The sequence below is a fragment of the Pandoraea anhela genome, from assembly GCF_902459655.1.
GTDB classification, from domain to species: domain Bacteria; phylum Pseudomonadota; class Gammaproteobacteria; order Burkholderiales; family Burkholderiaceae; genus Pandoraea; species Pandoraea anhela.
The window spans coordinates 22,775-45,998 of sequence record NZ_CABPSB010000003.1 but is presented as its reverse complement, the minus strand read 5'-3'; the positions used below and the strand labels follow the sequence as shown (position 1 = coordinate 45,998).

17 protein-coding genes are annotated in these 23,224 nt (G+C 63.1%); 9 read left to right on the top strand and 8 right to left on the bottom strand.

The features are described from left to right. The first annotated feature begins 205 nt into the window (after nt 1-205). Nucleotides 206-685, top strand: a complete 480-nt coding sequence (gene moaC / locus PAN31108_RS05585) for a cyclic pyranopterin monophosphate synthase MoaC (RefSeq protein ID WP_150667916.1) — start codon at nt 206-208, stop codon at nt 683-685. Between the two features lie 136 nt (nt 686-821). On the opposite strand, the gene PAN31108_RS05580 is transcribed toward moaC, so the two are convergent. Further along, a complete protein-coding gene (locus PAN31108_RS05580; protein ID WP_174994867.1) occupies nt 822-1,694 on the bottom strand; it encodes an EamA family transporter in 873 nt (290 codons plus the stop codon). Nucleotides 1,695-1,841: 147 nt separating this feature from the next. On the opposite strand from PAN31108_RS05580, the gene PAN31108_RS05575 reads away from it, so the two are divergent. After that, the gene (locus tag PAN31108_RS05575) at nt 1,842-2,324 is read left to right on the top strand and encodes a MarR family winged helix-turn-helix transcriptional regulator (RefSeq protein ID WP_246183799.1); all 483 of its coding nucleotides are present in this window, start codon (nt 1,842-1,844) and stop codon (nt 2,322-2,324) included. A gap of 149 nt (nt 2,325-2,473) precedes the next feature. Here the strand turns inward: PAN31108_RS05575 and PAN31108_RS05570 are convergent, their stop codons facing one another. Then, complete coding sequence (locus PAN31108_RS05570; protein WP_150667914.1) at nt 2,474-3,685, bottom strand: MFS transporter; 1,212 nt, start codon at nt 3,683-3,685, stop codon at nt 2,474-2,476. Between the two features lie 102 nt (nt 3,686-3,787). Between PAN31108_RS05570 and PAN31108_RS05565 the strand changes: the two genes are divergently transcribed. Then, nucleotides 3,788-4,726, top strand: a complete 939-nt coding sequence (locus PAN31108_RS05565; protein WP_150667913.1) for a LysR substrate-binding domain-containing protein — start codon at nt 3,788-3,790, stop codon at nt 4,724-4,726. A 144-nt stretch (nt 4,727-4,870) separates the two neighbouring features. On the opposite strand, the gene groL is transcribed toward PAN31108_RS05565, so the two are convergent. The 3 genes from groL to PAN31108_RS05550 all read right to left on the bottom strand — a co-directional run bounded on the left by groL (nt 4,871) and on the right by PAN31108_RS05550 (nt 13,164). Further along, nucleotides 4,871-6,517 (bottom strand): chaperonin GroEL, encoded by a 1,647-nt coding sequence (gene groL / locus PAN31108_RS05560; protein WP_150667912.1) that lies wholly within the window; start codon nt 6,515-6,517, stop codon nt 4,871-4,873. Between the two features lie 48 nt (nt 6,518-6,565). Next, nucleotides 6,566-6,856 carry a co-chaperone GroES gene (groES, locus tag PAN31108_RS05555; protein WP_150667911.1) on the bottom strand — a complete coding sequence of 97 codons (291 nt, stop codon included), beginning with the start codon at nt 6,854-6,856 and terminating at the stop codon, nt 6,566-6,568. Nucleotides 6,857-7,317: 461 nt separating this feature from the next. Further along, entirely contained in the window at nt 7,318-13,164 is a 5,847-nt protein-coding gene (locus tag PAN31108_RS05550) for a hypothetical protein (RefSeq protein ID WP_150667910.1), read from the bottom strand. A gap of 518 nt (nt 13,165-13,682) precedes the next feature. On the opposite strand from PAN31108_RS05550, the gene PAN31108_RS05545 reads away from it, so the two are divergent. Continuing rightward, nucleotides 13,683-15,062, top strand: coding sequence for a DASS family sodium-coupled anion symporter (locus tag PAN31108_RS05545; protein ID WP_150667909.1), 1,380 nt, complete (start codon nt 13,683-13,685; stop codon nt 15,060-15,062). A 158-nt stretch (nt 15,063-15,220) separates the two neighbouring features. Further along, nucleotides 15,221-16,492: a hypothetical protein gene (locus PAN31108_RS05540; protein WP_174994866.1), complete on the top strand. Its 1,272-nt coding sequence runs from the start codon at nt 15,221-15,223 to the stop codon at nt 16,490-16,492. Here the strand turns inward: PAN31108_RS05540 and PAN31108_RS05535 are convergent. Both PAN31108_RS05535 and PAN31108_RS05530 read right to left on the bottom strand, forming a co-directional pair. Beyond that, complete coding sequence (locus PAN31108_RS05535) at nt 16,476-17,987, bottom strand: sensor histidine kinase (protein WP_150667907.1); 1,512 nt, start codon at nt 17,985-17,987, stop codon at nt 16,476-16,478. The genes PAN31108_RS05540 and PAN31108_RS05535 overlap by 17 nt on opposite strands. Beyond that, on the bottom strand, nt 17,984-18,736 hold the full coding sequence (locus PAN31108_RS05530) for a response regulator transcription factor (RefSeq protein WP_150667906.1): 753 nt from the start codon (nt 18,734-18,736) through the stop codon (nt 17,984-17,986). The genes PAN31108_RS05535 and PAN31108_RS05530 overlap by 4 nt, the downstream gene beginning before the upstream one ends. 247 nt (nt 18,737-18,983) lie before the next feature. Between PAN31108_RS05530 and msrB the strand changes: the two genes are divergently transcribed. From msrB to PAN31108_RS05510, 4 genes are all read left to right on the top strand, one after another. Beyond that, on the top strand, nt 18,984-19,628 hold the full coding sequence (gene msrB, locus PAN31108_RS05525) for a peptide-methionine (R)-S-oxide reductase MsrB (RefSeq protein WP_150667905.1): 645 nt from the start codon (nt 18,984-18,986) through the stop codon (nt 19,626-19,628). 20 nt (nt 19,629-19,648) lie between these two features. After that, complete coding sequence (locus PAN31108_RS05520) at nt 19,649-21,505, top strand: cytochrome c biogenesis protein DipZ (protein ID WP_150667904.1); 1,857 nt, start codon at nt 19,649-19,651, stop codon at nt 21,503-21,505. Nucleotides 21,506-21,661: 156 nt separating this feature from the next. Beyond that, a complete protein-coding gene (gene msrA / locus PAN31108_RS05515; protein ID WP_150667903.1) occupies nt 21,662-22,462 on the top strand; it encodes a peptide-methionine (S)-S-oxide reductase MsrA in 801 nt (266 codons plus the stop codon). A gap of 43 nt (nt 22,463-22,505) precedes the next feature. Continuing rightward, nucleotides 22,506-22,733: a hypothetical protein gene (locus PAN31108_RS05510; RefSeq protein WP_150667902.1), complete on the top strand. Its 228-nt coding sequence runs from the start codon at nt 22,506-22,508 to the stop codon at nt 22,731-22,733. Between the two features lie 85 nt (nt 22,734-22,818). On the opposite strand, the gene PAN31108_RS05505 is transcribed toward PAN31108_RS05510, so the two are convergent. Beyond that, entirely contained in the window at nt 22,819-23,193 is a 375-nt protein-coding gene (locus PAN31108_RS05505) for a VOC family protein (RefSeq protein ID WP_150667901.1), read from the bottom strand. Nucleotides 23,194-23,224: the final 31 nt, after the last annotated feature.

Genomic DNA, 23,224 nt, shown 5'->3' with positions numbered 1-23,224 from the left:
ACGAATGTGACGAACGCGTCATGGAGGTAGGCGCGGCACGGCGCGAATCATTCGGGGCTGCTGCTATGATAGCAGCCAGACGCAGACGTTCCGCACCATTGGCCGGACGTCGACAACATCGGCGAATTCACATTCACAACCGACGCAATCACACGGCACTCAGACCGTTTTCGTCACCTTCCCAGCATTTTTCATGCATCGACCCATGGCAGAACTCACCCACTTCGACACCGCCGGACAGGCTCACATGGTTGACGTCGGCGGCAAGGACAGCACGCATCGCATTGCGGTCGCGCGCGGCACGATTCGGATGAAGCCCGAAACGCTCGCACTGATTCGTTCGGGCACCGCCCAGAAGGGCGACGTCCTGGGCATCGCGCGGATCGCGGCGATTCAGGGAGCGAAGCGCACGGCCGATCTGATCCCGCTGTGTCACCCGCTGGCGCTCACGCGCGTGACGGTGGAGTTTCTGGTGGACGACGGCGCGAACGCCGTACATTGCCGCGCACAGGTGGAGACCATCGGCCGCACCGGCGTCGAAATGGAAGCCCTCACCGCAGTGCAAGTCGGGCTGCTGACGATTTACGACATGTGCAAAGCCGTCGATCGCGGCATGACGATGACCGACGTTCGCGTACTGGAAAAGCACGGCGGCAAGTCGGGCGATTGGGTCGTCTCCGAATAGTCTCGGCATCGTCTCCGAAAAGTCTAATCAACGTCTGCGCAATGTCTGCGCAACGTCTCTGAATAGCGCGCGATTGCCGACGATGGATAGCGGTGGGGTATCGTGGCGGATCGCACGCCGCGCCCCCACCGCCGATTCAGGCCCGTGAGGCCGTCCACTGCACCGCCAAAATACTCGCGAACACCATCGCGAGGCCAACGAAGGCGGAGCCCTTGATCGCCTGCCCCAACAGCACCCAACCGAGCACGACGGCCGTCAACGGACTGAGCAGTCCCAGCGACGACACCGCGACAGGCGCCAGCCGCGCGATCCCACGAAACCACAACGCATAGGCCAGCAACGCCCCCGCCATCGACAGGTACGCGTAGCCCAACGTCTGCCAGAGCGTGAGGGACGGCAACGGCGGGTCTGCCATCAACGCGATCGGCATGAGCATCAGGCCGCCCAACCACAGTTGCCAGCCGGTCAGCGCGAGCACCGGCATGCCCAGACGCCAGCGACGTGTCAGGTACGTGCCCGTCGCCATGCTCGCCGCACCGGCCAGCGCCGCCAGCATGCCCACCGGTTCGAAGACCGTCCCCGGCGAGAGCAGCAACACCCCCATCCCGACAACACCGGCCAGCGCCGCCCACACCGTGCTCGCGAGCGGACGCCGTTGCTCCACACCCCACGCGAGCCCCATCACGAGCAACGGTTGAATCGCGCCAACGACCGCCGCCAGGCCGCCCGGCAAACGGTACGCCGCCACGAACAACAGCGCCTGAAACGCGCCGATGTTCAGTGCCGAAAGCACCGCCAATCGCGCCCACTCACCTCGCGCGGGCCAACGTCGCGCATACAACAGCAGCAGTAGCCCGGAAGGCAGCACGCGAATCAGCGCCGCAGTGAACGGCCGGTCGGGGGGCAGCACCTGCGTCGTCACGATATAGGTCGAGCCCCAGATCACGGGCGCCAGTGCCGTGAGCAGCACGTCCCACCACGTCAATCGCAAGGGCGTTTTCGTCGTCATGTTTATTTATCTTCAATTCAAGATAAATGGCAGTTTGGTATCCTTTTATCTCGATGTCAAGACAACTGGAGTTAAGGGATGGCGAACCGGCCAACGGGGGGCAAAGCCCATGATGCAACACCGCAAGCCTCGGCAAATGGAGACGCCGTGGACAAGATCCTCGCGCAATGGCACAGTGAGCGCCCGGATCTGGATGTCTCGCCAATGGGCGTGATCGGCCGTCTCAAGCGGTGCGCCGCGCTCGTTCAGCAGCAGCTCGACGCCACGTTCGCCGAGTTCGACATGAGCGGCTGGGAGTTCGACATGCTCGCGACACTACGACGCGCCGGCTCGCCTTACCGGCTCGCGCCGACCGCCTTGTTTTCGACGCTGATGGTGACGTCCGGTACGATGACGCATCGCTTGCAACGCCTCGAAGCGCGAGGCTGGATTGTCCGCGTCGCGAATCCGGACGACGCCCGCAGCATGCTCGTCGAACTCACCGCAAGCGGCTTTACGCTGATCGAGCGCGCGGTGGAAGCGCACGTCGCCAACGAGCATCGCATGCTTGCGCCACTCACGATCGCATCGCTCACGCGCATCGAATCGGGGCTGAGCGATTGGTTGCGCGTACTCGAAGCGGAAAAGTAAGCGCGTTGCATGCGAAAAGAGGCTCGCCATGGCGAGCCTCCTTGCCAGCGCACCGGGTCGGCGCACCTTGCTGCCAATGCGTCGCCGGCGGGCGACGCATCACGACGCATCACGACGCATCACGACGCACCACGACGCACCACGACACATCACGCCGCCGCCACCTTGCCAGCGCGCTGACGCTGCGGCCAGAAGTACCACACCGCCCCCACCACTTGGAGCACGATGAGTGCTGTCCAGGCCGAGAAGTGGCCCTGCGCGCCGTGCGCCGGATAAGCGCCTAGCACCGCGCCCACGCCGACCTGGCACAGGAAGATCAGCAAGAAGATAACGAGCGTGAGCGAGGTATTCACACGCCCGATCAGCGTGCCGTGGAAGTGCTCCGCGAGCACGGCGTAAGACAGAATGCCTGTACCGCCGAAGATCCCGTAGGCGGCCCACAACCCGGCCGGCGGAATCGGTGCGCCGAGCATGAGCAGCAACTGCACCACGACGAACAGCGACATGCCGAGGCCCGAAAACGCGAAGACGCTCACGCCACGTCGTTCGAGCGAACGGGCCGCCGCGCCGAACACTACGCTACCGACCATCATCGCGAGCCCCACGACCGACACCAGCGATGCGGCCTGCGCTTCGGACAGCCCTTCGACGTCGCGCATGAAAGGCGCCATCCACAGCGATTGCATCGCGTAGAACACGCCCTGCGTGATACCGGAGAGCGATGTCACTTTCCAGAACATGGCGCTGCCCAGCACCTGACGCACGCCCTGCAACGCCTCGGACAAGCCACCTTGCGCATGCGAGCCGGGCTTCTCCGGCGCGCCGAACCAGAGCGCCGCCGACATGAAAACCGTGAGCGCCGCCAGCCCGAACGACACGACACGCCAGTCCGTCAACCCGAGCAACCAGTTCAGCGGCGTGCCGACGACCACACCGCCCATCCCCCCGACGGCCATGACAAGACCGTTGAGCAACGGCAGACGCGCCACCGGAAACCATTGGGCCAGCGCCTTGAACGCGCTGCCCAGACAGACCGATACGCCGACACCGATCAGCAGACGTCCCACCATGAGCGCGCCAACCCCCTGCGCCAGCCCGAACAGCGCGGCCCCGGCTGCCGCGAGCAGCAGCACCAGCGACGCCACGCGGCGAGGCCCGAACTTGTCGAGCAGCACGCCGGCGGGCAGTTGCGCACCGGCAAAACCGAGGAAGTAGAGACTCGTGAGCAGACCGAGGTCGGCGGACGAGAGGCCGAGTTCGCGCGTCATAAACGGCGCAAATCCGATGTTCACACCGCGATACACGTAAGAGACGAAGTATCCGCAGGCAAACAGCACAAAGATTCTGAGTGCTTTCGACATGGAGTAAACCCTAGTAACTGGCTTGGGTACCGATTGTCTGCGCAACCGCGCGTCGAGGCCAACGAAACCTTTGTGCTCGCATTGTGAGTAGAATTTGACATCATGTTCCAACACCTGCCTCCTCTCCAATCCCTGCGTGCGCTTGAAGCCGCTGCCCGTCATCGGAGCTTTACGCGCGCTGCGGAAGAATTGAATTTGACGCACAGTGCCGTCAGTCACCACATGCGCGCACTGGAGCAGCACTTGGGCACGGCCCTCTTTCGCCGCGTTGGTGCGCGAATGATTCCGACGAGCGTCGGCGCCCGTCTGGCCGAGCGGGTGCGCATCGGCATGTCCGAACTGGATGAGGCCATGAACGAGGCCAGGGCGGGCGTCACTCCCGATGCGACGCCCGCCATCGTCCGGCTTGAGATCAGTGTGATGACCGATCTCGCGGCCCAGTGGCTGATTCCCCGGCTCTCTCGCTTTAGCGAGCGACATCCGGGCATCGATCTGGTCGTGCGGATTCATGCGGATATTTCCGCACCCGATCCGTATTCGGTCGACGTGGGGATATGGCATCAGCGTGTGGAAGCGACGGGATTCGTGACCCGCAAGCTGCTCGACGACTTCGTGATCGCCGTGTGTCGTCCCGATGTCGTGGCGCAGATCCCGGACTTTACGGTCGCCGACATTCACCAGTTGCCGATGCTGCGCTTCGCTCATCGCTCGTGGCGCGACTGGCAGGTCGCTGCGGGTTTGCCGCCGCATGAGCCCACGCGCGGACCGATATTCGACGATTCCGGACTGCTGCTGCGCGCCGCCATCGCCGGGCAAGGTGTTGCCACGACACGCAGTTTGCTGGTGCGCGACGCCCTGGCCGCAGGTGAGTTGGTACAGATTGGCGACGTGTGTATTCCGCCAAGCCTGGAATATCACGTGAATTGGCGGGAAAACCACCCGCGCGAGCCGGCGATCCTCGCCTTCTGGGATTGGATGCAGGACGAAATCGCAGCCATGACGCCACTGGCCGGTTCCCCGTTCAAGCCCAGGCGCCCATAAAAAAACGGCAACGCATTCCGAAGAATGTGTTGCCGTTCTGGCTTCGGGCGACGGCGCGAAGATCCAGGATCTTGCACCGACGCCCGACGACCGGGCATTCGGAAGCGCCTCGCGGCGCCCCGCACATGCTGTCTCTTTCGAGACTTACATGCCCATGCCCATGCCGCCCATACCGCCCATGTCGCCCATACCGCCGGCCATCGGTGCATCTTCCTTCGGCAGTTCGGCAACGGCGCAGTCGGTCGTCAGGAGCAGGCCCGACACCGAAGCGGCGTTTTGCAGCGCGGTGCGCGTGACCTTGGTCGGGTCGACAACGCCCATTTCCACCAGATCGCCGTACTCGCCGGTCGATGCGTTGTAGCCGTAGTTGCCCTTGCCGGCAATCACGTTGGCCACAACGACGCTGGCTTCTTCGCCGCCGTTGGTGACGATCTGGCGCAGCGGCTCTTCCATGGCGCGCAGCACGATCTTGATACCGGCGTCCTGATCGGCGTTAGCACCCTTGATGTCCGACACGGCAACACGCGCACGGAGCAGCGCAACGCCGCCGCCCGGGACAATGCCTTCTTCCACGGCAGCGCGGGTCGCGTGCAGCGCGTCTTCCACGCGTGCCTTCTTTTCCTTCATTTCGACTTCGGTCGCAGCACCGACCTTGATCACGGCAACACCGCCGGCCAGCTTGGCCACGCGCTCTTGCAGCTTTTCACGGTCGTAATCGCTGGTGGCTTCTTCGATCTGGGCACGGATCTGCTTGACGCGTGCTTCGATGTTCAAGGCTTCACCGGCGCCATCGATGATGATGGTGTTTTCCTTGCCGATCTCGATGCGCTTGGCTTGACCCAGCTCAGCCAGCGTGGCCTTTTCCAGCGTCAGACCGATTTCTTCGGCGATGACCTGGCCGCCCGTCAGGATGGCGATGTCTTCCAGCATGGCCTTGCGGCGGTCGCCGAAGCCCGGAGCCTTGACGGCGCAGGTCTTCAGGATGCCACGGATGTTGTTGACCACCAGCGTTGCGAGGGCTTCGCCTTCGACGTCTTCGGCGATGATCAGCAGCGGACGGCCAGCCTTGGCGACTTGCTCGAGCACCGGCAGCAGGTCACGGATGTTCGACACCTTCTTGTCGAACAGCAGGACGAACGGGTTCTCCAGGATCGCGACTTGCTTTTCCGGGGTGTTGATGAAGTACGGCGAGAGGTAGCCGCGGTCGAATTGCATACCTTCGACGACGTCCAGCTCGTCTTGCAGCGACTTGCCGTCTTCGACGGTGATCACGCCTTCCTTGCCGACCTTGTCCATCGCCTTGGCGATGTAATCACCGATCGAGGTGTCGCTGTTGGCCGAGATCGAGCCGACTTGCGCGATTTCCTTGTTGGTCGTGCAGGGCTTGCTGATCTTGCGCAGTTCTTCGATCGCAGCGGCGACGGCCTTGTCGATACCGCGCTTGAGGTCCATCGGGTTCATGCCCGAGGCAACGTACTTCATGCCTTCGCGCACGATCGACTGAGCCAGCACCGTAGCGGTGGTGGTGCCGTCACCGGCGTTGTCGCTGGTCTTGGAAGCCACTTCCTTGACCATTTGCGCGCCCATGTTCTGGAGCTTGTCCTTGAGTTCGATTTCCTTGGCGACCGACACACCGTCCTTGGTCACGGTCGGGCCGCCGAAGCTGCGCTCGAGCACGACATTACGGCCCTTCGGGCCCAGGGTCACCTTGACGGCGTTGGCGAGAATGTTGACGCCCTCGACCATCTTGGAACGAGCGGCATCGCCGAAAACGACTTCTTTAGCTGCCATTGCAGTAACTCCTTGAATACTTTACGTAGATGTCTTTGGGGGAAAGACTTACTGGGCCACGACGGCCATGATGTCTTCTTCGCGCATGACCAGCAGTTCCTGGCCATCGACCTTCACGCTTTGGCCGGCGTACTTGCCGAACAGAACGCGGTCGCCCACCTTCACATCGAGTGCGATCGCCTTGCCCTGATCGTCACGCTTGCCCGGGCCGACGGCCAGGATTTCACCCTGGTCCGGCTTTTCAGCAGCGGCGTCCGGGATCACGATGCCCGATGCGGTCTTCGTTTCGTTGTCCAGGCGCTTGACAATAACGCGGTCATGCAAGGGACGAAGGTTCATTACAAGCTCCTCTTTCTCTCAGTGAGATCGTCAAAACTAAATATGCAAACTTTTGCATATCTGGTGAATTCATGGCGTTAGCACTCTGCGCCAACGAGTGCTAATTATAGGGACGGGGTTTTACGATTTCAAGACGCGGGGTTTTCCCTGAGGCGAAGAAAATTTGGGACGCCCCCCTGCCAAAGCGCATGTCGACATTCACTCAACTTTGAGCGTTATTCACGCAATCTGGCCCCCGTCAGATCGACACCCGAGAAAAATCACTTCAAATCAACAACATACAAGAGATCCGCAGCCCTCTCCCTTGTCGGGCGTACATGTTTGCGACTGACGAGACGACGACAGCGACGGGGTTCGTCCGATAAATCGCGATGGGCGTGTGGCGCCCGGTCCAACAGGGGGAGGCTCACTGAATCAGGGGCGCGAGCGAGCGCTGGGTTGGCTATGGCCACTGTGGCCGATCAATGTTTCAGTGGTCCAGGCCCCGCCTGCGCCGTCGCGTCGTAATGGTTGGCACCGTTGTAGAAAACCACAATCGGCTGACCGGCTCCGCCCCCTGCTACCGTAATCAGACGGCCATTGATGCCCGAGACGATGTAGATCGGCCGCGCCAGTGCGCGAGCCATCAAATACGGGACGAAATCACCCGCGTTGTCGGCCCAGAATCCGTTTTGCTTGATCTTGCGATTCGTGGCCTTTAACTTGGCTTCGTCCGATTGAGAACCTGTGACGAACGGCGCAAGCCAACGCTGGTCTGCCTCGCTCGCGGGATGAATTTGAGCGGCCGCCATTTCCCGCAGTCTCGCCGCACTCTGCGGCAACCCCGCAGAAAGCCGGACCGAGTCGAAGAAACAGTTGCCGTCCGTCACGGCTGGCACTCTGTACAGCAATCCGAAATCCGTCCGAAGCACGTTGTCGACTTGCGCGGACTCTGCCCCGGACTTCGCTCCGCCGTGCGGGGCCGTCAGCCCACTCAACCCCGAGGATGACGGAACATCGATGAACGGCGAGCCGACAACGACATCCTGCTCGTCGTTTTTTCCGTAGCACGACAAGATTCTGGCGTGCCAGGTGTCTTTATCCAGCCGGGCTTCGACGATCGTCGTGACGTCGTTCGCCTTGAAGAAAAACACACGCGTCGATGCACTTTCGCGCACAGTCTTCTCGACCTTGCCATTGGCGACGGCGCCAGTCGCCGCATCGATGTAGTGCTTGCCGGCTTGCGCAGCACCGGCATTCGTTTCGAGTGCCTTCGGATCTTCACCGGTGACTTCGCGGTGCTTCACGATGTGATAGGCGGCGGCTTGCTCACTCGTGAAGCGTAGTGCCGCCTGCTTGTCTTTGATCGCCGCCTCAATAACGTCGTCGGCGGCCGCCTGCCCCTTGGCGGAAAGCGCCACGGCGGGCCCGACCACAGTCGACCGCGATTTGCGGATCATCCGCCGATTCAGCTCGGCGACGTCTTTGCCACTCACACGACTGGCGACAGCCGCCATATAGAACTCGAAATACTCCACGAACAAATGGGCGTCGAATTTCCCGGCCAACTGTGTTTTCGCATAACGGGCCGCCGCGGCGCTCTCCAATTCGCCATATCCTGCGGACAGCAAGTCGTAGAGCCGCAGCCGTTCTTCGTGCGTTAACGAGGCGATTTCCGGTCCCTTGCGCGCGAAGCCGCAGGACTTTGCCATGAAATCGTCGACCTTTTCCAATTGCACCTGAAACCGAAGTCTTTCGCCGCCGCGTTTGGATTGCGTGAAGTACTTCAGGCTGTCGTCGTCCGTATTCACGTCGCCGGCGTTCAACGTCCTTATCAAGGTCAGCAGACGTGCCAGCCGGTACTTGTTGGGACTCCCCTTCTCGGCATCGCGCGCATCGATTTGCCGCAAACGTGCCACGGGTATGCGCAGTTGTTTGCCGATTGTCACCACGCCATCGTTATGATTTTCGAACGTCAGCGATGCGTCCTGACACGCCGCTTCCACCAGCTCGACGAAGCGACTGTCCGGCACGCTGTCATCGTCCTGCCCCGGGGCAGGACGCCACAACCACGGCGTAGGTCCGTGATACACGTAAATACCGTCTTCCATCGCAACAGACGGCAATCCGGGCTGGCCGGTATTCGAGAACCCGCTTTCGTTCTTGACCCATTTCCCACCGATGTCGCGAAAAACGTGATGGTGAGGGGCCGGGTGCCCGGAGACGGCGTGATTTGTGTAATCCACATCGATCAGGATGCGCGTCAACGTCTTGTCCGCCGCGTCGGCAGCATACCTTTGGGTCTCGCTGGGCAGGCATGCATAAATGCGATGCTGGTACAACGCCCCGCTTTGCATGTCGACCTTCACCTTGGGCGCCGCCTTCGGGTCCCATGCCGAGGGCGAGCCTGTGGGGCGATTGCGCGGCGACACATTGCGGTTGTATGCCAACTCGCCACTGCCATACTCGCCGGCGACGGTATCCGGGATTAGCAACTGAATGACATGCGCGGAAAAGTGCAGCCGTTGCATGACTTCCACCAACTCCATCGGTGTCGAGAAGCCGGTTTTATGGAAGAAAAAGTTCTTGCGCGCTGCGGGACTGCTGCCTCGCTTGACGTCTTCTCCACGTATCGCGCTGGTGTCTTCTTTCAACTCGGTGACCAGCGGATGAAGAATAATCTCGGCATTGCTGCGCAGGATGTCCAGGACTTCGGTATCGAGATGGTAGGTGTCGATGGCATGCGACTTTCCGGCCCCGCCTTTGCCTGTGCTGACCGTGCGGGTTTTCCGGCCTTGCGCTTCCCATTCGGTGTGGCCGCGATCGAGAAACTTTAGCGTGCGGCCAAATTCCTCGGGATGTGCCAACAGATGCTCGACGATACGTTGCGCCCGCTCCTGAATCGGTACGGGCAACCAAGCGCTGGCGCCATCGTCTTTGTCGGCGCCGTCCTCTCGGGTGCGATCGGCCACCAGTCTGAGCTTGCCGCTACGCGCGTCCCGAATTCCACCGGCATCCAACGGGTCGATGACCTGCTCTCCCCCGCGTGACGGGGCAAAGCCTGAGCGGCTGTCGAGATAGAGAGCATTGATGGTGAAGTCGCGCTCCAATGCATCTTTCCGCAGATCGAGGCGCTCTTTCCCGCTGTGGTGCAGCGCATCGAACGCTTCTTGTGTCTGTGTCGCACAGACGATATCCAGTGAGTGCGGCTCCTCAGAGACGGTGACGAGGTAAAGGCCGTCCTTGATTGTCGTGTGATAGGGGAGCTTGTGCTTTTCGAGAAGGTTCTGAAGGACCTTGACCGGCATATTGGTCTTCACGTCCACGTCCTTGACCTTGCTGCCACGCAAGTAGTCGCGCACGGCCCCGCCCACCACGTATACCTCGAAGTGCTTTTTGCGTTTGCGGCCGTATGTCTCGTCCGTAATGAGTTTGGTGATTTCGGCCACCGTGTGCGTGCCACCCACTTCGAAGCCATAGATCGCATTGCCCTCCCCCAACCTGTGGGGTCGCTCGGTCGATCCGCTGCCGGGAGATGGCGTCGCGCCAGAAACAGACTTGGGGGGTGTTTTCGCAACGGGATCGATGCCTGAGGCCGCGGCCTTCGTGCTGTCCGTCGCCGTGGCGCCTCCTGCGGTCGATGCCTTCGCGCCGGTGGACGGTTCGTCTCGCTTCGTTTTGATCGGTACGATGTTCAAAGGGGGAAGCTTCAACGCCTTGGGGTTGAATTGATGCTTCTTATCGCCGATTTCGTCGCCCACGCCCTGATCGGCGCTTGCAAAATGTGGAACATGACCTTCCTCGCGTTCTGCGAGGAACAGGTCGGCCATCATGCTACGGTCGGCGTGCCCCTTATTCTCGCCGACCTTCTTCGTTTCCAACTCCTTGAACAACCGCGAGTACGCGCCACCCGCGCGATTTTTGGAGAAGGGAACGCCCATGAACGTCAGCTTGCGGCGCGAGAGCACCGATCCGACAAGGACCTCGATGTCGAGTGTCCGGCCGATCAGGCGGCCGTACTCGCCCAGTTCCGCGACGTTCATGTTGGCGAGACGGATATCCTGAATATCGTTGTTGACGATGATGTCGTTGAGTTGCTCGCGCCGGTATTTCATGGCATCCGGCACCTCTTTGATCGTCGGCAACAGAATTTCGATGGTGTTCGTATCGAGGGCCAGCGAGCGATTCGTCATGGGAGGCGCCACGGCGACGGCTTCACGGTGCCGAATCGTCTGTTCGATGATCGATCGCAATGGGCCATATTTGCGACGCGCCATGTGTGAGCCAAGAATGCCGATGAACGCCCGCGGCCCCAGCAAGCGAGAGCAAATATCGATTTCGCCTGCCGTGGCCCATCCCCCCTGCACGGCATCGCGCTTGAGTGAAGCAATGCTTTTCGCCCCCCGGCTCAGCACTTCCGGGTCGACACCCGCCAACAGCTTGTCGGCCTTCAATTGCATGACGACTGCTTCCCGGCGCTCGCTGCCGGGGTCGAGATTCGCACGGAACAACAAGTTTTCGAAGCCTGTCTGCACGACGTCCGTGGTCGCGCCGCTTTGCACATGGGTCAGCGCCATGGTGAACAGCAGCAGTTCGACGGACGGTACGTAAGCCCTGTCCGCTGCGGCATCCTCGCTTTTGGGCTTGGGCAATACGACACCCAGCAATTTTGCAACGCGCTCCAACGTGTCCCGAGGAAATTTGAGTGCATCGAATTGCTGGAGGAGATCTTCGTGCCGCGCCTGACGCTTCTTTTCGTCTTGCGCGGTATCGCGCTTCACGGCCTCCTGGCGCCTGGTGTTGAAGGCGAGCTCCATCTTCCCGATGCGAGAGAAATGGTCGGAGAGCACCAGATCATCGGCCACCTGTCTGGCCACTTCGGATTTTGGCTGAAGTTCCCCCCTCACCGCGTTGCTGACCAGATTCAGTGCCACAAGCGCGTCGGTGATCGGTGTCGCCAGCGGGTGCGAGTCGAACTCTTTGTTAAACCGGGTTCGGAGCAATAGCCGGATGCGATGCGCCGTAACGGCATCGGCAACGGGGGTCGTCCGGAACCGGTGCAACAACTCCACACCGTTGCGAAAGTCGAGCGTCACCGCAAGCTTCACGAGAAGTTTGTCAGCGGCGTCGAACGACAATTCCGACCTACGCTGATCGTTGATGAATGCAATGCCTTTTGCCTTGGATTCGCGGCCACGCAACCCAGCAATCACCGGCACTTCCATCATCCGGGAGTACAAGTAGCTTGTTTGTGCCTGAGCCCGGGTCTGACTGTACTTAGTAATGTGCTCGTTGGAGGCTTGCGCATCGGCTTCGACGATCGCGGCGACGTTCGCTTTCGCAGCCTGATGACGCTTCAAATCGACGCGGGGCTTCTCGCCGTCTTGCGCATCGTCGTCCATTTCGTCGTCTTCGCCGTCGCTGTCTACCGGGCCGAGGGCCTCGACGGCGGCAATCAGAAACGCCTCGACGGCTTTCTCCTGGGCTGGCTTGTCCTGACTCGCCAGTACAGGCTCGACGCGCAGCCGTTCCAGCATCATGTTGTACGCAAATCGAATTGCAGCACCGGCACCGCCGAACGGCAGTGCCCGCAGCAGCGCGGGCAGCGTGATATCGACGGCTCGCGAAACCGCATCCTCGAACGCTAACGCCTGTAAGTCTGCGACCGATGTTCCCGGAGCGCCCGAGCCGTCGACACCGGCCGCCCGCAGAACGCCTGTGGCCGCCCGATAGAAGTTCTCTCGCATGGCATCCAGCGTCTGCCGGGCTTCCTTGGCCCCGGCGACGTTCTGCCCGGTGCCTTTGTCAGGCACACGGTAGGGCGCGATCGCGGTAATCTCGTCGGACGCCCCGTCCTGGGTTTGCGGCGCGTCATCGCCCTGCGTGTCGTCCGCCGTCGCTTCGTCCTTGCCTTTTGATGGCGATTTTTTAACCGTCTTCTTCGACCGCTTCGCGCCCCCGCGGCGCTTCTTACTCAATTGAACGACGGGTGTCCGACCTTGCGCCGCGTCATGCGGGCTCCGGGGCGCGTGCGTTGCCCCTACGCCGATGGCGGCATCCTGCGCGGCGAGGGGGACGGCGAGGGGGGCAGGATGCGTCGAGCTGAAGGCCTGCGCCGACGTGCGCTGGTCCATCATCGTACGTAGTTGCGCGGCGGACTGAAGTCGGGGGCTATTGTTGGCAATCGCCTGTATACGGCGTTGCCGGTCGGCGTGAGGGTGCCGTTCCGGGGTTGTGCGTCCTGCGGCGGCCATCGGCTCGGGCGTGCCCCGATTCGCGGGTTGCGTCGACCGATCGCCCGGTGGCGCGTCCTTCTCGATACGCTGCATGTCCCCCCTCCTGGCATCTCTCTATTGGTGCGCTTCAGGCTTGTCCATCGCTCTCGTTATCGAGATGCCCCGTATCCGTATGCTGGGCTGGCGGTAGCGTATCACGGGGCCATCGTCGAGCGTCACCGGCTTGAGGCAACTGGTCCGACTTTGTTCGGATCGCCCGGACAACGCGGGAAGTGGCGCTGTACATCGCCGGCAAACCCTGCTCGCCGGCAATCCCCCATGGGTAGGTTGCGCCCCCACCGCGACTCGCCCACGCCCCCCTCACCTCACGTATGAGCGATTTCCTAAGGCACCTCTGGAAAATCCGTGGCATCTAAGGCAGGGGCGCGAAGAACCTCGCGCTGACGACGCACCGGCCGTTCCCTTTTTCAGCGTGTAACGACCGGCGCAACGTGTCCGCAACGTGTCCGCAACGTGTCCGCCACGCGCCCTGCTACCGTCCGCGCCGCTTACCACGGTGGGAAGCTTCAAAAGAAAACAATCGCAACAAAGGAAAACAGAGGAATTAGGAGATGAACGAAATAGCCGGAACCCTCACCCAGCGCTGGGCCATGTCCGCCCGCGACGCCTGGATACTGCTGGGCAACGCCATTGTCATGCTGGCGCTCATTTTCGTCCTGCCGTTCGACGACAAAACCAATCGCGGACTAGCGCTCGCCGTCTTTATCGCCGTGTTATGGCTATCCGAGGCGGTACATCTGACGGCCACCGCCCTCATGGTGCCGGTGCTCGCCGTCATGCTGGGCATCCTGGACACGCCCGCCGCGCTCACCTCCTTCGCCCATCCGATCGTGTTCCTGTTCTTCGGCGGATTTGCACTTGCCACCGCCATGCGGGTTCAGGGGCTCGACCGCTTTCTGGCCAACAAGCTCCTTCGTCTGGCCGGCGGCCGCATGAGCCGCGCGGCTCTCATGTTGTTCATCGCTACGGCCATGTTGTCGATGTGGGTGAACAATACGTCGACCACCTCGATGATGCTGCCGCTCGCGCTCGGCATTCTGTCGCAACTCGATGCGAGCCGCGATCGCAAGACGGTCACCTTCTTGCTGCTGGGCATCGCCTACAGCGCCAACATCGGCGGCCTCGGCACCGTTGTCGGCAGCGTACCCAACGCGATGGTCGCCTCGCATCTGGGCATCGATTTCCTCACGTGGGCGAAGTTCGGCGTGCCGCTGGTCGCGCTGCTGCTGCCGCTCATGATCGCGACGACCTATGTCGTTCTGCGCCCCCGTCTGGATCAGACCGTGAGCATCGACAATGAGCCCATGACGTGGACCGGGCAACGCATCACAGCCGTCGCCATCTTCGGCGTGACCGTAGTGTCGTGGATCTTCAGCCAGCAGATCTCCGCATGGCTCGGGGGCGTGAAGCAACTCGACACGCTGATCGCCCTGCTCGCCGCCGTTCTGATTGCGACGACAGGCGTTGCGTCGTGGAAGCAGATCCAGGCGCACACGGACTGGGGCGTGCTGCTCCTGTTCGGCGGCGGCCTCACGCTCAGCATTGTGCTGCGCGACTCGGGCGCGAGCGTCGTCATGGCGCAAGGGGTGTCCAGCGCCTTCGCAACGAGCCCGACGCTCGTGATCCTGCTGATCACCGCCGCCTTCATCGTCTTCCTCACGGAGTTGACGAGCAACACTGCCAGCGCTGCGATTCTGGTGCCGATCTTCGCCGCCATCTCGGTGTCGCTGGGCATGCCCGAAGCCTTGCTGACGATGGTGATCGGCATCGGTGCGTCTTGCGCTTTCATGCTGCCGGTGGCCACGCCGCCCAACGCCATCGTGTTCGGCACCGGGCGCGTGCCGCAAAGCGCCATGATACGGGCGGGCGTCGGTATCAACGGGGTGTGCATCCTCGTCATCACCGCGTTTGCGTGGTGCTTGTGGCGATAGCGCGTTAAGTCGCCGCCGGGGCGCGATCGGCGCGCCGGCGGCCCCTGCCTGGACGGGTCGGCGCAGACACGTCACACGGAGCCGGTACAATTGCGGAAAAACACTTCCGGCAATCCGTTGCGATGATGTCTGCTTCACCTGCCCGACCTGTCCAGTCCATGCTTTCTTTCCGCTCTGTGCGCGGTGCCCTGGCACTTGCCGCACTCACCGCCGTGCTCGCCGGTTGTGCCGGCACACCACCGGGCGTCGCCCCGGCAAATCCGAAGGCGACGAATGCACCCGCGCTCGCGCCGGTCAATGCCGCCACGCCCGTGCCTTCCGCCGAAACGCCTCAGGCGGCCGCCGCACCGCTGCCGTGGTGCGTTCAAGCCGCACTGCGCGAAGAAGACGACCTCATGCGCAACTTCGGGGGCATTCCCGCCGGCGTTCGCAAGATCGAGGAAACGCGCTTCATCGCCAGCTACGATCGCAGCACCGGCAAGGTCGGTCCGCTCGACAACGGCAATCGGTTCGTAATGGAGTTCGACCCGCAGGGTCATCTGCTCGCCAGCACCGACCGGGGCCGCTACACGTACGACGCCGACGGTCGGCTGCACAGCATCAACGGCACGACCGTCGACTGGCAAGGTCCCGACGCATGGGTCGTGCACGCAGCGCGGCAACCGGCATGGAAGGAACAGGTGCGTCTGGAAGACGGCCATCTCGAATGGACGCGCAGCCTGGTGTCCGCATCGGGTAGCCTGCATCACCGTCGTCCCGGCACCGTGCAGGCGCGCCAGTTCGACGATGAATGTTTCGCGCTCTCGCGTCAGTGGGAAGCGCCGAACGAAGCGCGTCAGGTCATCACGGCGGACGGACGGGCGCGCCCGGCGCCGAAGATGGTGTCGTATCGAACCTTCGCGAGCGTCGAGCGCAAACCCGACGGCGGCCGCATCGTGCGCGACAACGGCGCGGCGGCCTTCATCGACGGACAATGGTTGCCGCTGGCCTGGGATAACGAGGTCTCGGAATACTCGCCGCGCCACGAGTTGGTACGGGTCATTCGGACCGACGCCGCCACCGGCGAGCATCATGTGTCCGAGTATCACTACAAGTACGACAGCCACGGCAACATCGTGCGTATCGTCATCACGTCGCCCGGCGACAAGATCGATCCTTTCGCCAATGTCTTCGTGCGCAAGCTGACGTACTTCGACGCAACGACCGGCGTCACGCCGAACGGCGCCAACAACACCAACGGCCCGCTCGGCGCCACGTCGGCGGCCCCGCGCGCGCCATCGGCGACCGCCGCTGAGGCACCCGCCGCGGCTGCGGCCGCGTCAGATGCCTCAGACACATCAGCCACTTTAGCCACCTCAGCTACCTTAGGCGACACGCTTACTTCGGCTGCCTCACCGACGGCGCTGACCGCAGTTACGTCGGCAAAGTAAAGCGGAACGTTGCGCCCTGCCCTGCCTGACCGGGCGTATCGATCAACGAAATCCGCCGGTCGTGCAGTTGCAGGATACGATGCACGATTCGCAGTCCGAGCCCGCCTTCGCGGCGCGCCCCGCCCACCGTAAAGGGGCGCTCGAAGAGTCCTTCGCGCGCACTCTCCGGAATGCCCGGTCCCGTATCGCTCACCCGCACTTCGATTTCCGAGCCGACCGGCGCAACCGCCACCGTGATCGCTCCGCCCGACGGCGTGTAACGCAACGCGTTTTCCAGCAGGTTGGTGAACACGCGCTCGATCAGACCGAGATCGGCCCGTGCCGCCGGAATCTGCGCGGCGAGTTCGGCCCGCAACGTCACCCCGCGCGACTCGGCGCTGAGTTCGAATTTCTGGAAGACGTCCTGAATCAGATCCGTCACCGAGAAGGGTTCCGCCTCGGGTTGCACGAAGCCATGCTCCAGACGGGCCAGCTCGAACAGCGACTGAGCGAGCGCGCCGACCTTTCGGCTCTGATCGAGAGCAATGCCAAGATAGCGCCGCCGCTCGGCGGGCGTGAGCGTCGCGTCCTTGAGCGAAAGCGTCTCGAGATAGCCGTGCATCGAGGAGAGCGGCGTTCGCAGATCGTGCGAGATGTTGGCGATGAGTTCGCGCCGCTCCTGATCCTGACGCATCAGCGTGCGCCACTGCGTCCCCAGACGCTCGACCATCTGGCGGAATGCGCGCTCCAGCACCATGATTTCGTCGCTCGACCGCGACTGCTGCGCGGCAAGCGCTTCGGCCGACAGCGGGGATAGCGAGGACATCGAAGGCGCCGTCGCCGGCGGCGCGGCGTCGATATCGAATTCGCGCACGGTATCCGTGAGGCGTCGCAAGGGGCGCGTGATCAGCGCGAAGGCCGCCAGACCGGCGATCAGGCACAGTGCGGCCACCAGTCCGATCGACCACAGCGCCGTATTCAACGCCGCGCTCGTGGCCCCACGCTCCGCGAAGCGGTCGTGCGCCTCGCCCAGCAGCACGACGTACACGTAACCGACCTCACGCCCATCCACCCGCAGCGGCGCCGCACTGAACACCTTGCGGACATCGCTGCTACGCGGATCGTCGCCATAGATCGGCAGCGATTCGCCGTCGAGCAGCTTGTGCACCGGCCCGAGATCGATCTGGGTGCGTCGCAGGTGGCCATCGGGTGCCGCATGTCCGGTGATGCGCCCCTGTTCGTCGAGCAGATAAACCTCGACGCTCGGGTTCACGACCATGAGCTGCCCGAACAGACGACGCACGGCGTCAGGCTTCATGCCGTTCGAGTCCATCAGTTGCGCGTTCGCCGCGATGTGTTCGGCCAGCCCGCGCGACAGCCCCTGAATCACCTCGGCCTCGTGGATGCGGTTGGCCTGCACCTGCATCCACGCGGACGTGCCGCTGCATACGAGCAACAGCACCGCAAAGACGACGGACAACCGTTGGGTAAGGGTAAAACGCCAGCGACGCATCATGCAGCTCCTGCTTCACCGCTCACACCGCCAGCACCGTCGGGCGCACCGTCGTTCGCGAACTTGTAGCCGCGGCCCCACACGGTCAGGATGCGCGTCGGTTGCGCCGGATCGGCCTCGATTTTCGCGCGCAAGCGATTGATGTGCGTATTGACGGTGTGTTCGTAGCCCTCGTGCTGATAGCCCCACACGGCGTTGAGCAGATCCATGCGCGAGAACACCTTGCCTGGCTGACGCGCGAAGAAGTACAGCAGATCGAACTCGCGCGGCGTAAGGTCGAGCAGCTTGCCCGCGAGCGACGCCTCGCGAGCGATCGGATCGATGAACAACCCGGCAATCGCCAGACTGCCCGCTTCCATGCGGGCATTGCGCGCGAGCGCATCGACGCGGCGCATGAGCGCCTTGACCCGGGCAACGAGTTCGAGCACCGAGAAAGGCTTGGCGAGATAATCGTCAGCGCCCAGTTCCAGCCCGAGAATCCGGTGGACCTCGCTGGAGCGGGCGCTCGTGATGATGATGGGCGTATAGCGCGTCATCTCCCGGGCGCGGCGGCAAATTTCCAACCCGTCGACACCCGGCAGCATCAGGTCGAGAATCAGGGCATCCCATCCGCCTTCGGCCAGACGGCGCAGGCCCTCGTTGCCGTCGGCGCAATGCACGACGTCAAAGCGCTCGTCGCGCAGATGCAGCGAGAGCAGGTCGGCGATATGCACGTCGTCTTCGACGAGCAGAACACGGCGCGGCGATTCCATCGAACGGGCGGCTCCCGAAAAGTGAGGGACATGAGTGGTGATGCCCCCCATTGTGCGCAGAACACGCCTTAAGAGGTATCACGAATTGTTTAATTTTACGTGAGGACTTCGCCATCGCCGGCGCACTAACCTTCAGCCATCGATCCGGCGTGGACCCCCTCTGTGCCGTACCACCGCCGACGCGCTCCCCGATTTTGCTGCGGCGTGGCCAGCCCACCCCGGATCGTCCCACTGACCGGAGGATGTCATGAGATTGTCCGATTTGTATCCGCCCAAGCCCCGCAAACCGATCGAGCCGCATCAGTCGCACCAGCCGTACGCGTCGCGCAATGCCGCCCGAACCGGGGCAACGGCCACCGACGCCGGCGCGACACCCGCCCGCCGGGTCTTCCTGCTGAGCGCGACTGCCGCCGCGACCGCCGTGGCCGCCGGGCTGGTGCCGCGTCTGGTGCGCCCCGCGCGCGCCGACGACACCCGTCGCGCGAGCGCCGCCGAGCATTTCGAAGTCGCGTACAGCGATGCCGAATGGCGCCGACGTCTCTCGCCGGGACAGTACGAAATTCTGCGTCAGGAAGGCACGGAGCGGCCCTACTCCAGCCCGTTGAACGACGAGCATCGCGCGGGCACCTTCGCATGCGCCGGTTGCGCGCAGCCGCTGTTCTCGTCGCGCACCAAATTCGACAGCCATACCGGCTGGCCAAGCTTCTGGACACCGCTCGACAAAGCCGTGGGTACCCGAACCGACACCACGTTCGGCATGATTCGCACCGAAGTGCATTGCAGCCGCTGCGGCGGTCATCTGGGCCATGTATTCGATGACGGCCCGAAACCGACCGGTCTGCGCTATTGCATGAACGGTCTGGCGATGACCTTCCGCGCGCAAGCCGCCTGACGTCGCCCAAGGAGCGTTTCATGACATTGCTCATCCTTGCCTACCTCGGTGGGATTCTGACGATCGTCAGCCCGTGCATTCTGCCGGTGCTGCCGTTCGTGTTCTCACGTGCCGGCCAGTCGTTCTCGCGCAGCGTACTGCCGATGCTCGCCGGCATGGTACTGATGTTCGCCGTCGTCGCCACGCTTGCCGCCGTCGGTGGTAGCTGGGTCGTGCAAGCCAACCAGTACGGGCGCTGGCTCGCCCTCGCACTCGTCGCCGTGTTCGGTGCCACGCTGCTGCTGCCGAAACTGGCCGAACGCCTGACACACCCGCTCGTCTCGCTCGGCAATCGTCTGACGCAATCTGCGCAGGGCGATGGCACCGTTTCAGGGGGCGAATCGAAAGGCGCCGGGCCGGGCGCATCGTTTCTGCTCGGCATTGCCACGGGCCTGCTCTGGGCGCCTTGCGCCGGCCCGATCCTCGGTCTGGTACTCACGGGAGCAGCCCTGCAAGGCGCGAGTGTCGGCACGACATTGCTGCTGATCGCGTATGCGGCGGGCGCTGCGACCTCGCTGGCGCTGGCGTTGCTCGTGGGCGGACGCGTATTCGCCACCATGAAGCGCTCACTCGGCGCAGGCGAATGGATTCGCCGCGTGCTGGGCGGTCTGATGCTCGCGGGTGTCGGCGCCATCGCGCTGGGTCTCGACACGGGTGCCCTCGCCCGGTTGTCGACGGCGTCGACCGGCGGCATCGAACAGCGTCTGGTCGACCAGCTCGGCGGCCGGGGCAACGGTGGCAATAGCGCTAGCAACGTCGATGGCGCGAACCGCGCCGCCCCCGACACCTCTGCGCAGAACGCATCGGCAACCGACGCCACCCCGGGTGGCCCTGCCATGGTTCGCACGGCGGCCAGCGCCCCCGCACCGCTGCCCGTCGAGGGTCAACTGCCGTCGATCGACGGCGCCGTGCAATGGCTCAATTCGCCGCCGCTCACGGCACAGGCCCTTCGCGGCAAAGTGGTGCTCGTCGATTTTTGGACGTACTCCTGCATCAACTGCCTGCGCACGCTGCCGTACGTGAAAGCGTGGGCTCAGAAGTATCGCGATCAGGGGCTCGTCGTTATCGGCGTGCACGCGCCGGAATTCGCCTTCGAGCGCGACATCGACAACGTGAAGAAGGCCGTGCACGATCTCGGCGTCGATTACCCGGTCGCCATCGATAACAACTTCGCCATCTGGCGCAACTTCAACAATCAGTACTGGCCGGCGCATTACTTTGTCGACGCGCAGGGTCGCGTGCGCTATCACCACTTCGGTGAGGGCAACTACGCCGAATCGGAGCGCGTGATTCAGCAGTTGCTGCGCGAAGCCGGCGCCGCCCAGGTCGCCGACGGCATTACCGACGTCAAGGCCGCTGGCGTTCAGCAGGCCGCCGACATGGGCGACGTTCGCTCGCCGGAAACGTATGTCGGCTACGAGCGCGCCGAGAACTTCACTTCGCCGGGCGGCGCCGTGAAGGATGCCGTCAGCGACTACCGCGCCCCCTCGACGCCGTCGCTCAACAACTGGGGGCTTGCCGGGCAATGGAAGGTCGGCCCTGAGCAGGCCACGGCAGCGCAAGTCGGCGCACGCATCGTCTATCGCTTCCATGCTCGCGACCTGCATCTCGTGCTCGGTCCTGACGTCAACGGCAAGCCGGTGCGCTTTCGCGTGACGCTCGACGGTGAGGCGCCCGGCAACGCCCATGGCACCGACGTGGCAGCGGACGGCACCGGCACCGTAACGTCGCAGCGCCTGTACCAGTTGGTCCGTCAGACGGGTGAGGTGCGCGACCACACGTTCAGCATCGAGTTTTTCGACGCCGGGGCGTCTGCCTACGCCTTCACGTTCGGTTGACCGACGAGGTAGTCACACCGATGTATGAAGCCGCGTTATCGATACGACAGATGAGGTCCTCGCAGCATGCCGCGCTAGCGGGGGCGACAGCCGCAAACGCCAAGTCTCTTAATTAACGCCACAACCGAGGCGTCCGTCGACGCCGGGAGTATTCAGATGGCCAAGCTCAATTCGCACCAACCGCAACAACCGCATCACCCCGGGTGCAACGACGTCGCCCCGTCCCGCCGTCAAGCGTCGCCGGTCTCCCATTTGCGACGCGCGCTGATCGGCACGGCTGCCGTCGCCGCCGGCATCTTCGCCTGGCAGTCCGGCGCGTTCGCCTTCGGAGCCGAAAACGCCGTCGTCATCGCAGCGCCGAAACTCGACATGCCGTCCACGGGTGCCCGCACGGAAACGGCGGTTTTCGCCGGCGGCTGCTTCTGGGGCGTTCAGGGCGTCTTCCAGCACGTGAAGGGCGTGACGAAGGCCGAGTCCGGCTACGCCGGCGGCAGCGCCAAGACGGCAGACTACGAGACGGTCGGCACGGGGTCGACCGGGCACGCCGAATCGGTGCAGGTGACTTTCGATCCGCAGCAGGTGTCTTACGGCAAGCTGCTGCAAATCTACTTCTCGGTGGCGCACAACCCGACGGAAGTGAACCGTCAGGGCCCGGACAGCGGCACGCAGTACCGGTCGGCGGTGTTCCCGATGAACGATGCGCAACGGCAGGTCGCCACCGCTTACATCGCGCAACTGGACGCTTCGCACGTCTACAACAAACCCATCGCCACGAAGGTCGAGAAGTACACGGGCTTCTATGCCGCCGAGACGTATCACCAGGACTTTCTGACCGAGCACCCGAACTATCCGTACATCGTGATCAACGATCTGCCGAAAGTGAAGGATCTCAAGCGCATTTTCCCCACGCAGTACCGCGATACGCCGGTGCTCGTAAAAACGGCGTCGGCAAAGTGAAGCATGAGGTGGAGGAGAGAAACGGCGGTCACGCCGTAACGCAATGGCAGGTGGTGTAGCAGTAGCAGCCGTTGATGTTGATGTCGAAGTGGCTGTTGATATCGATGTACCAGCAGTTGATGTCGAAGTTGCAGTTGTAGTCGATGTACCAGCAGTTGATGTCGAAGTTGCAGTTGCAGTCGATGTACCAGCAGTTGATGTCGAAGTTGCAGTTGCAGTCGATGTACCAGCAGTTGATGTCGCGTTACCAGTAGCAAAGGCAGTGCAATAGCGAGAGCAGGAAGGGCCGAGGGTGCCGCTCGTATAGGGCACCCGGCTGGCCCGACCGACTCGCGCCGGACAACGCCGATCAGCGCTCAGCGATTCTCGGCAAGGCGATACACACGCAGGCGATGCCCATCCGGGTCGGATGCGACGAACGTACGGCCGAAGTCCATGGTGGTCGGCGCCTGAAGAATCGTGATGCCCCGCGCGCTCCAGTCCTCCCACGTCGCATCGACGTGCGAATACGACGCCACCGGAAACACCATCTCGCTGCCGCCCGGCGGCGCGATCGCCGTCGGTGCCACGGAGAAGCGCGCCCACAGGCCGAGCTTCATGCCCGAAGGAAATGCAAACAGCGCAAACCCTGGCGACGCTTCCACCGGCTCCATATCGAACAGCTCCGAATAAAAGCCGGCGCTCTCGGGTGGACTGGCAACGTACAAATTGATCATGTCGGGATGCAGCATGACGGGCTCCTGTCGTTCGTTATCGATGTCG

Excerpts from the sequence above, each read along its gene's own strand:
- groES (WP_150667911.1), bottom strand. The coding sequence starts at position 6,856 with ATGAACCTTCGTCCCTTGCATGACCGCGTTATTGTCAAGCGCCTGGAC.
- PAN31108_RS05545 (WP_150667909.1), top strand. The coding sequence starts at position 13,683 with ATGAACGAAATAGCCGGAACCCTCACCCAGCGCTGGGCCATGTCCGCC.
- PAN31108_RS05505 (WP_150667901.1), bottom strand. The coding sequence starts at position 23,193 with ATGCTGCATCCCGACATGATCAATTTGTACGTTGCCAGTCCACCCGAG.
- PAN31108_RS05565 (WP_150667913.1), top strand. The coding sequence starts at position 3,788 with ATGTTCCAACACCTGCCTCCTCTCCAATCCCTGCGTGCGCTTGAAGCC.
- PAN31108_RS05510 (WP_150667902.1), top strand. The coding sequence starts at position 22,506 with ATGGCAGGTGGTGTAGCAGTAGCAGCCGTTGATGTTGATGTCGAAGTG.
- msrA (WP_150667903.1), top strand. The coding sequence starts at position 21,662 with ATGGCCAAGCTCAATTCGCACCAACCGCAACAACCGCATCACCCCGGG.
- PAN31108_RS05530 (WP_150667906.1), bottom strand. The coding sequence starts at position 18,736 with ATGGAATCGCCGCGCCGTGTTCTGCTCGTCGAAGACGACGTGCATATC.
- groL (WP_150667912.1), bottom strand. The coding sequence starts at position 6,517 with ATGGCAGCTAAAGAAGTCGTTTTCGGCGATGCCGCTCGTTCCAAGATG.
- PAN31108_RS05535 (WP_150667907.1), bottom strand. The coding sequence starts at position 17,987 with ATGATGCGTCGCTGGCGTTTTACCCTTACCCAACGGTTGTCCGTCGTC.
- PAN31108_RS05550 (WP_150667910.1), bottom strand. The coding sequence starts at position 13,164 with ATGCAGCGTATCGAGAAGGACGCGCCACCGGGCGATCGGTCGACGCAA.
- msrB (WP_150667905.1), top strand. The coding sequence starts at position 18,984 with ATGAGATTGTCCGATTTGTATCCGCCCAAGCCCCGCAAACCGATCGAG.
- PAN31108_RS05540 (WP_174994866.1), top strand. The coding sequence starts at position 15,221 with ATGCTTTCTTTCCGCTCTGTGCGCGGTGCCCTGGCACTTGCCGCACTC.
- PAN31108_RS05580 (WP_174994867.1), bottom strand. The coding sequence starts at position 1,694 with ATGACGACGAAAACGCCCTTGCGATTGACGTGGTGGGACGTGCTGCTC.
- PAN31108_RS05570 (WP_150667914.1), bottom strand. The coding sequence starts at position 3,685 with ATGTCGAAAGCACTCAGAATCTTTGTGCTGTTTGCCTGCGGATACTTC.
- moaC (WP_150667916.1), top strand. The coding sequence starts at position 206 with ATGGCAGAACTCACCCACTTCGACACCGCCGGACAGGCTCACATGGTT.
- PAN31108_RS05520 (WP_150667904.1), top strand. The coding sequence starts at position 19,649 with ATGACATTGCTCATCCTTGCCTACCTCGGTGGGATTCTGACGATCGTC.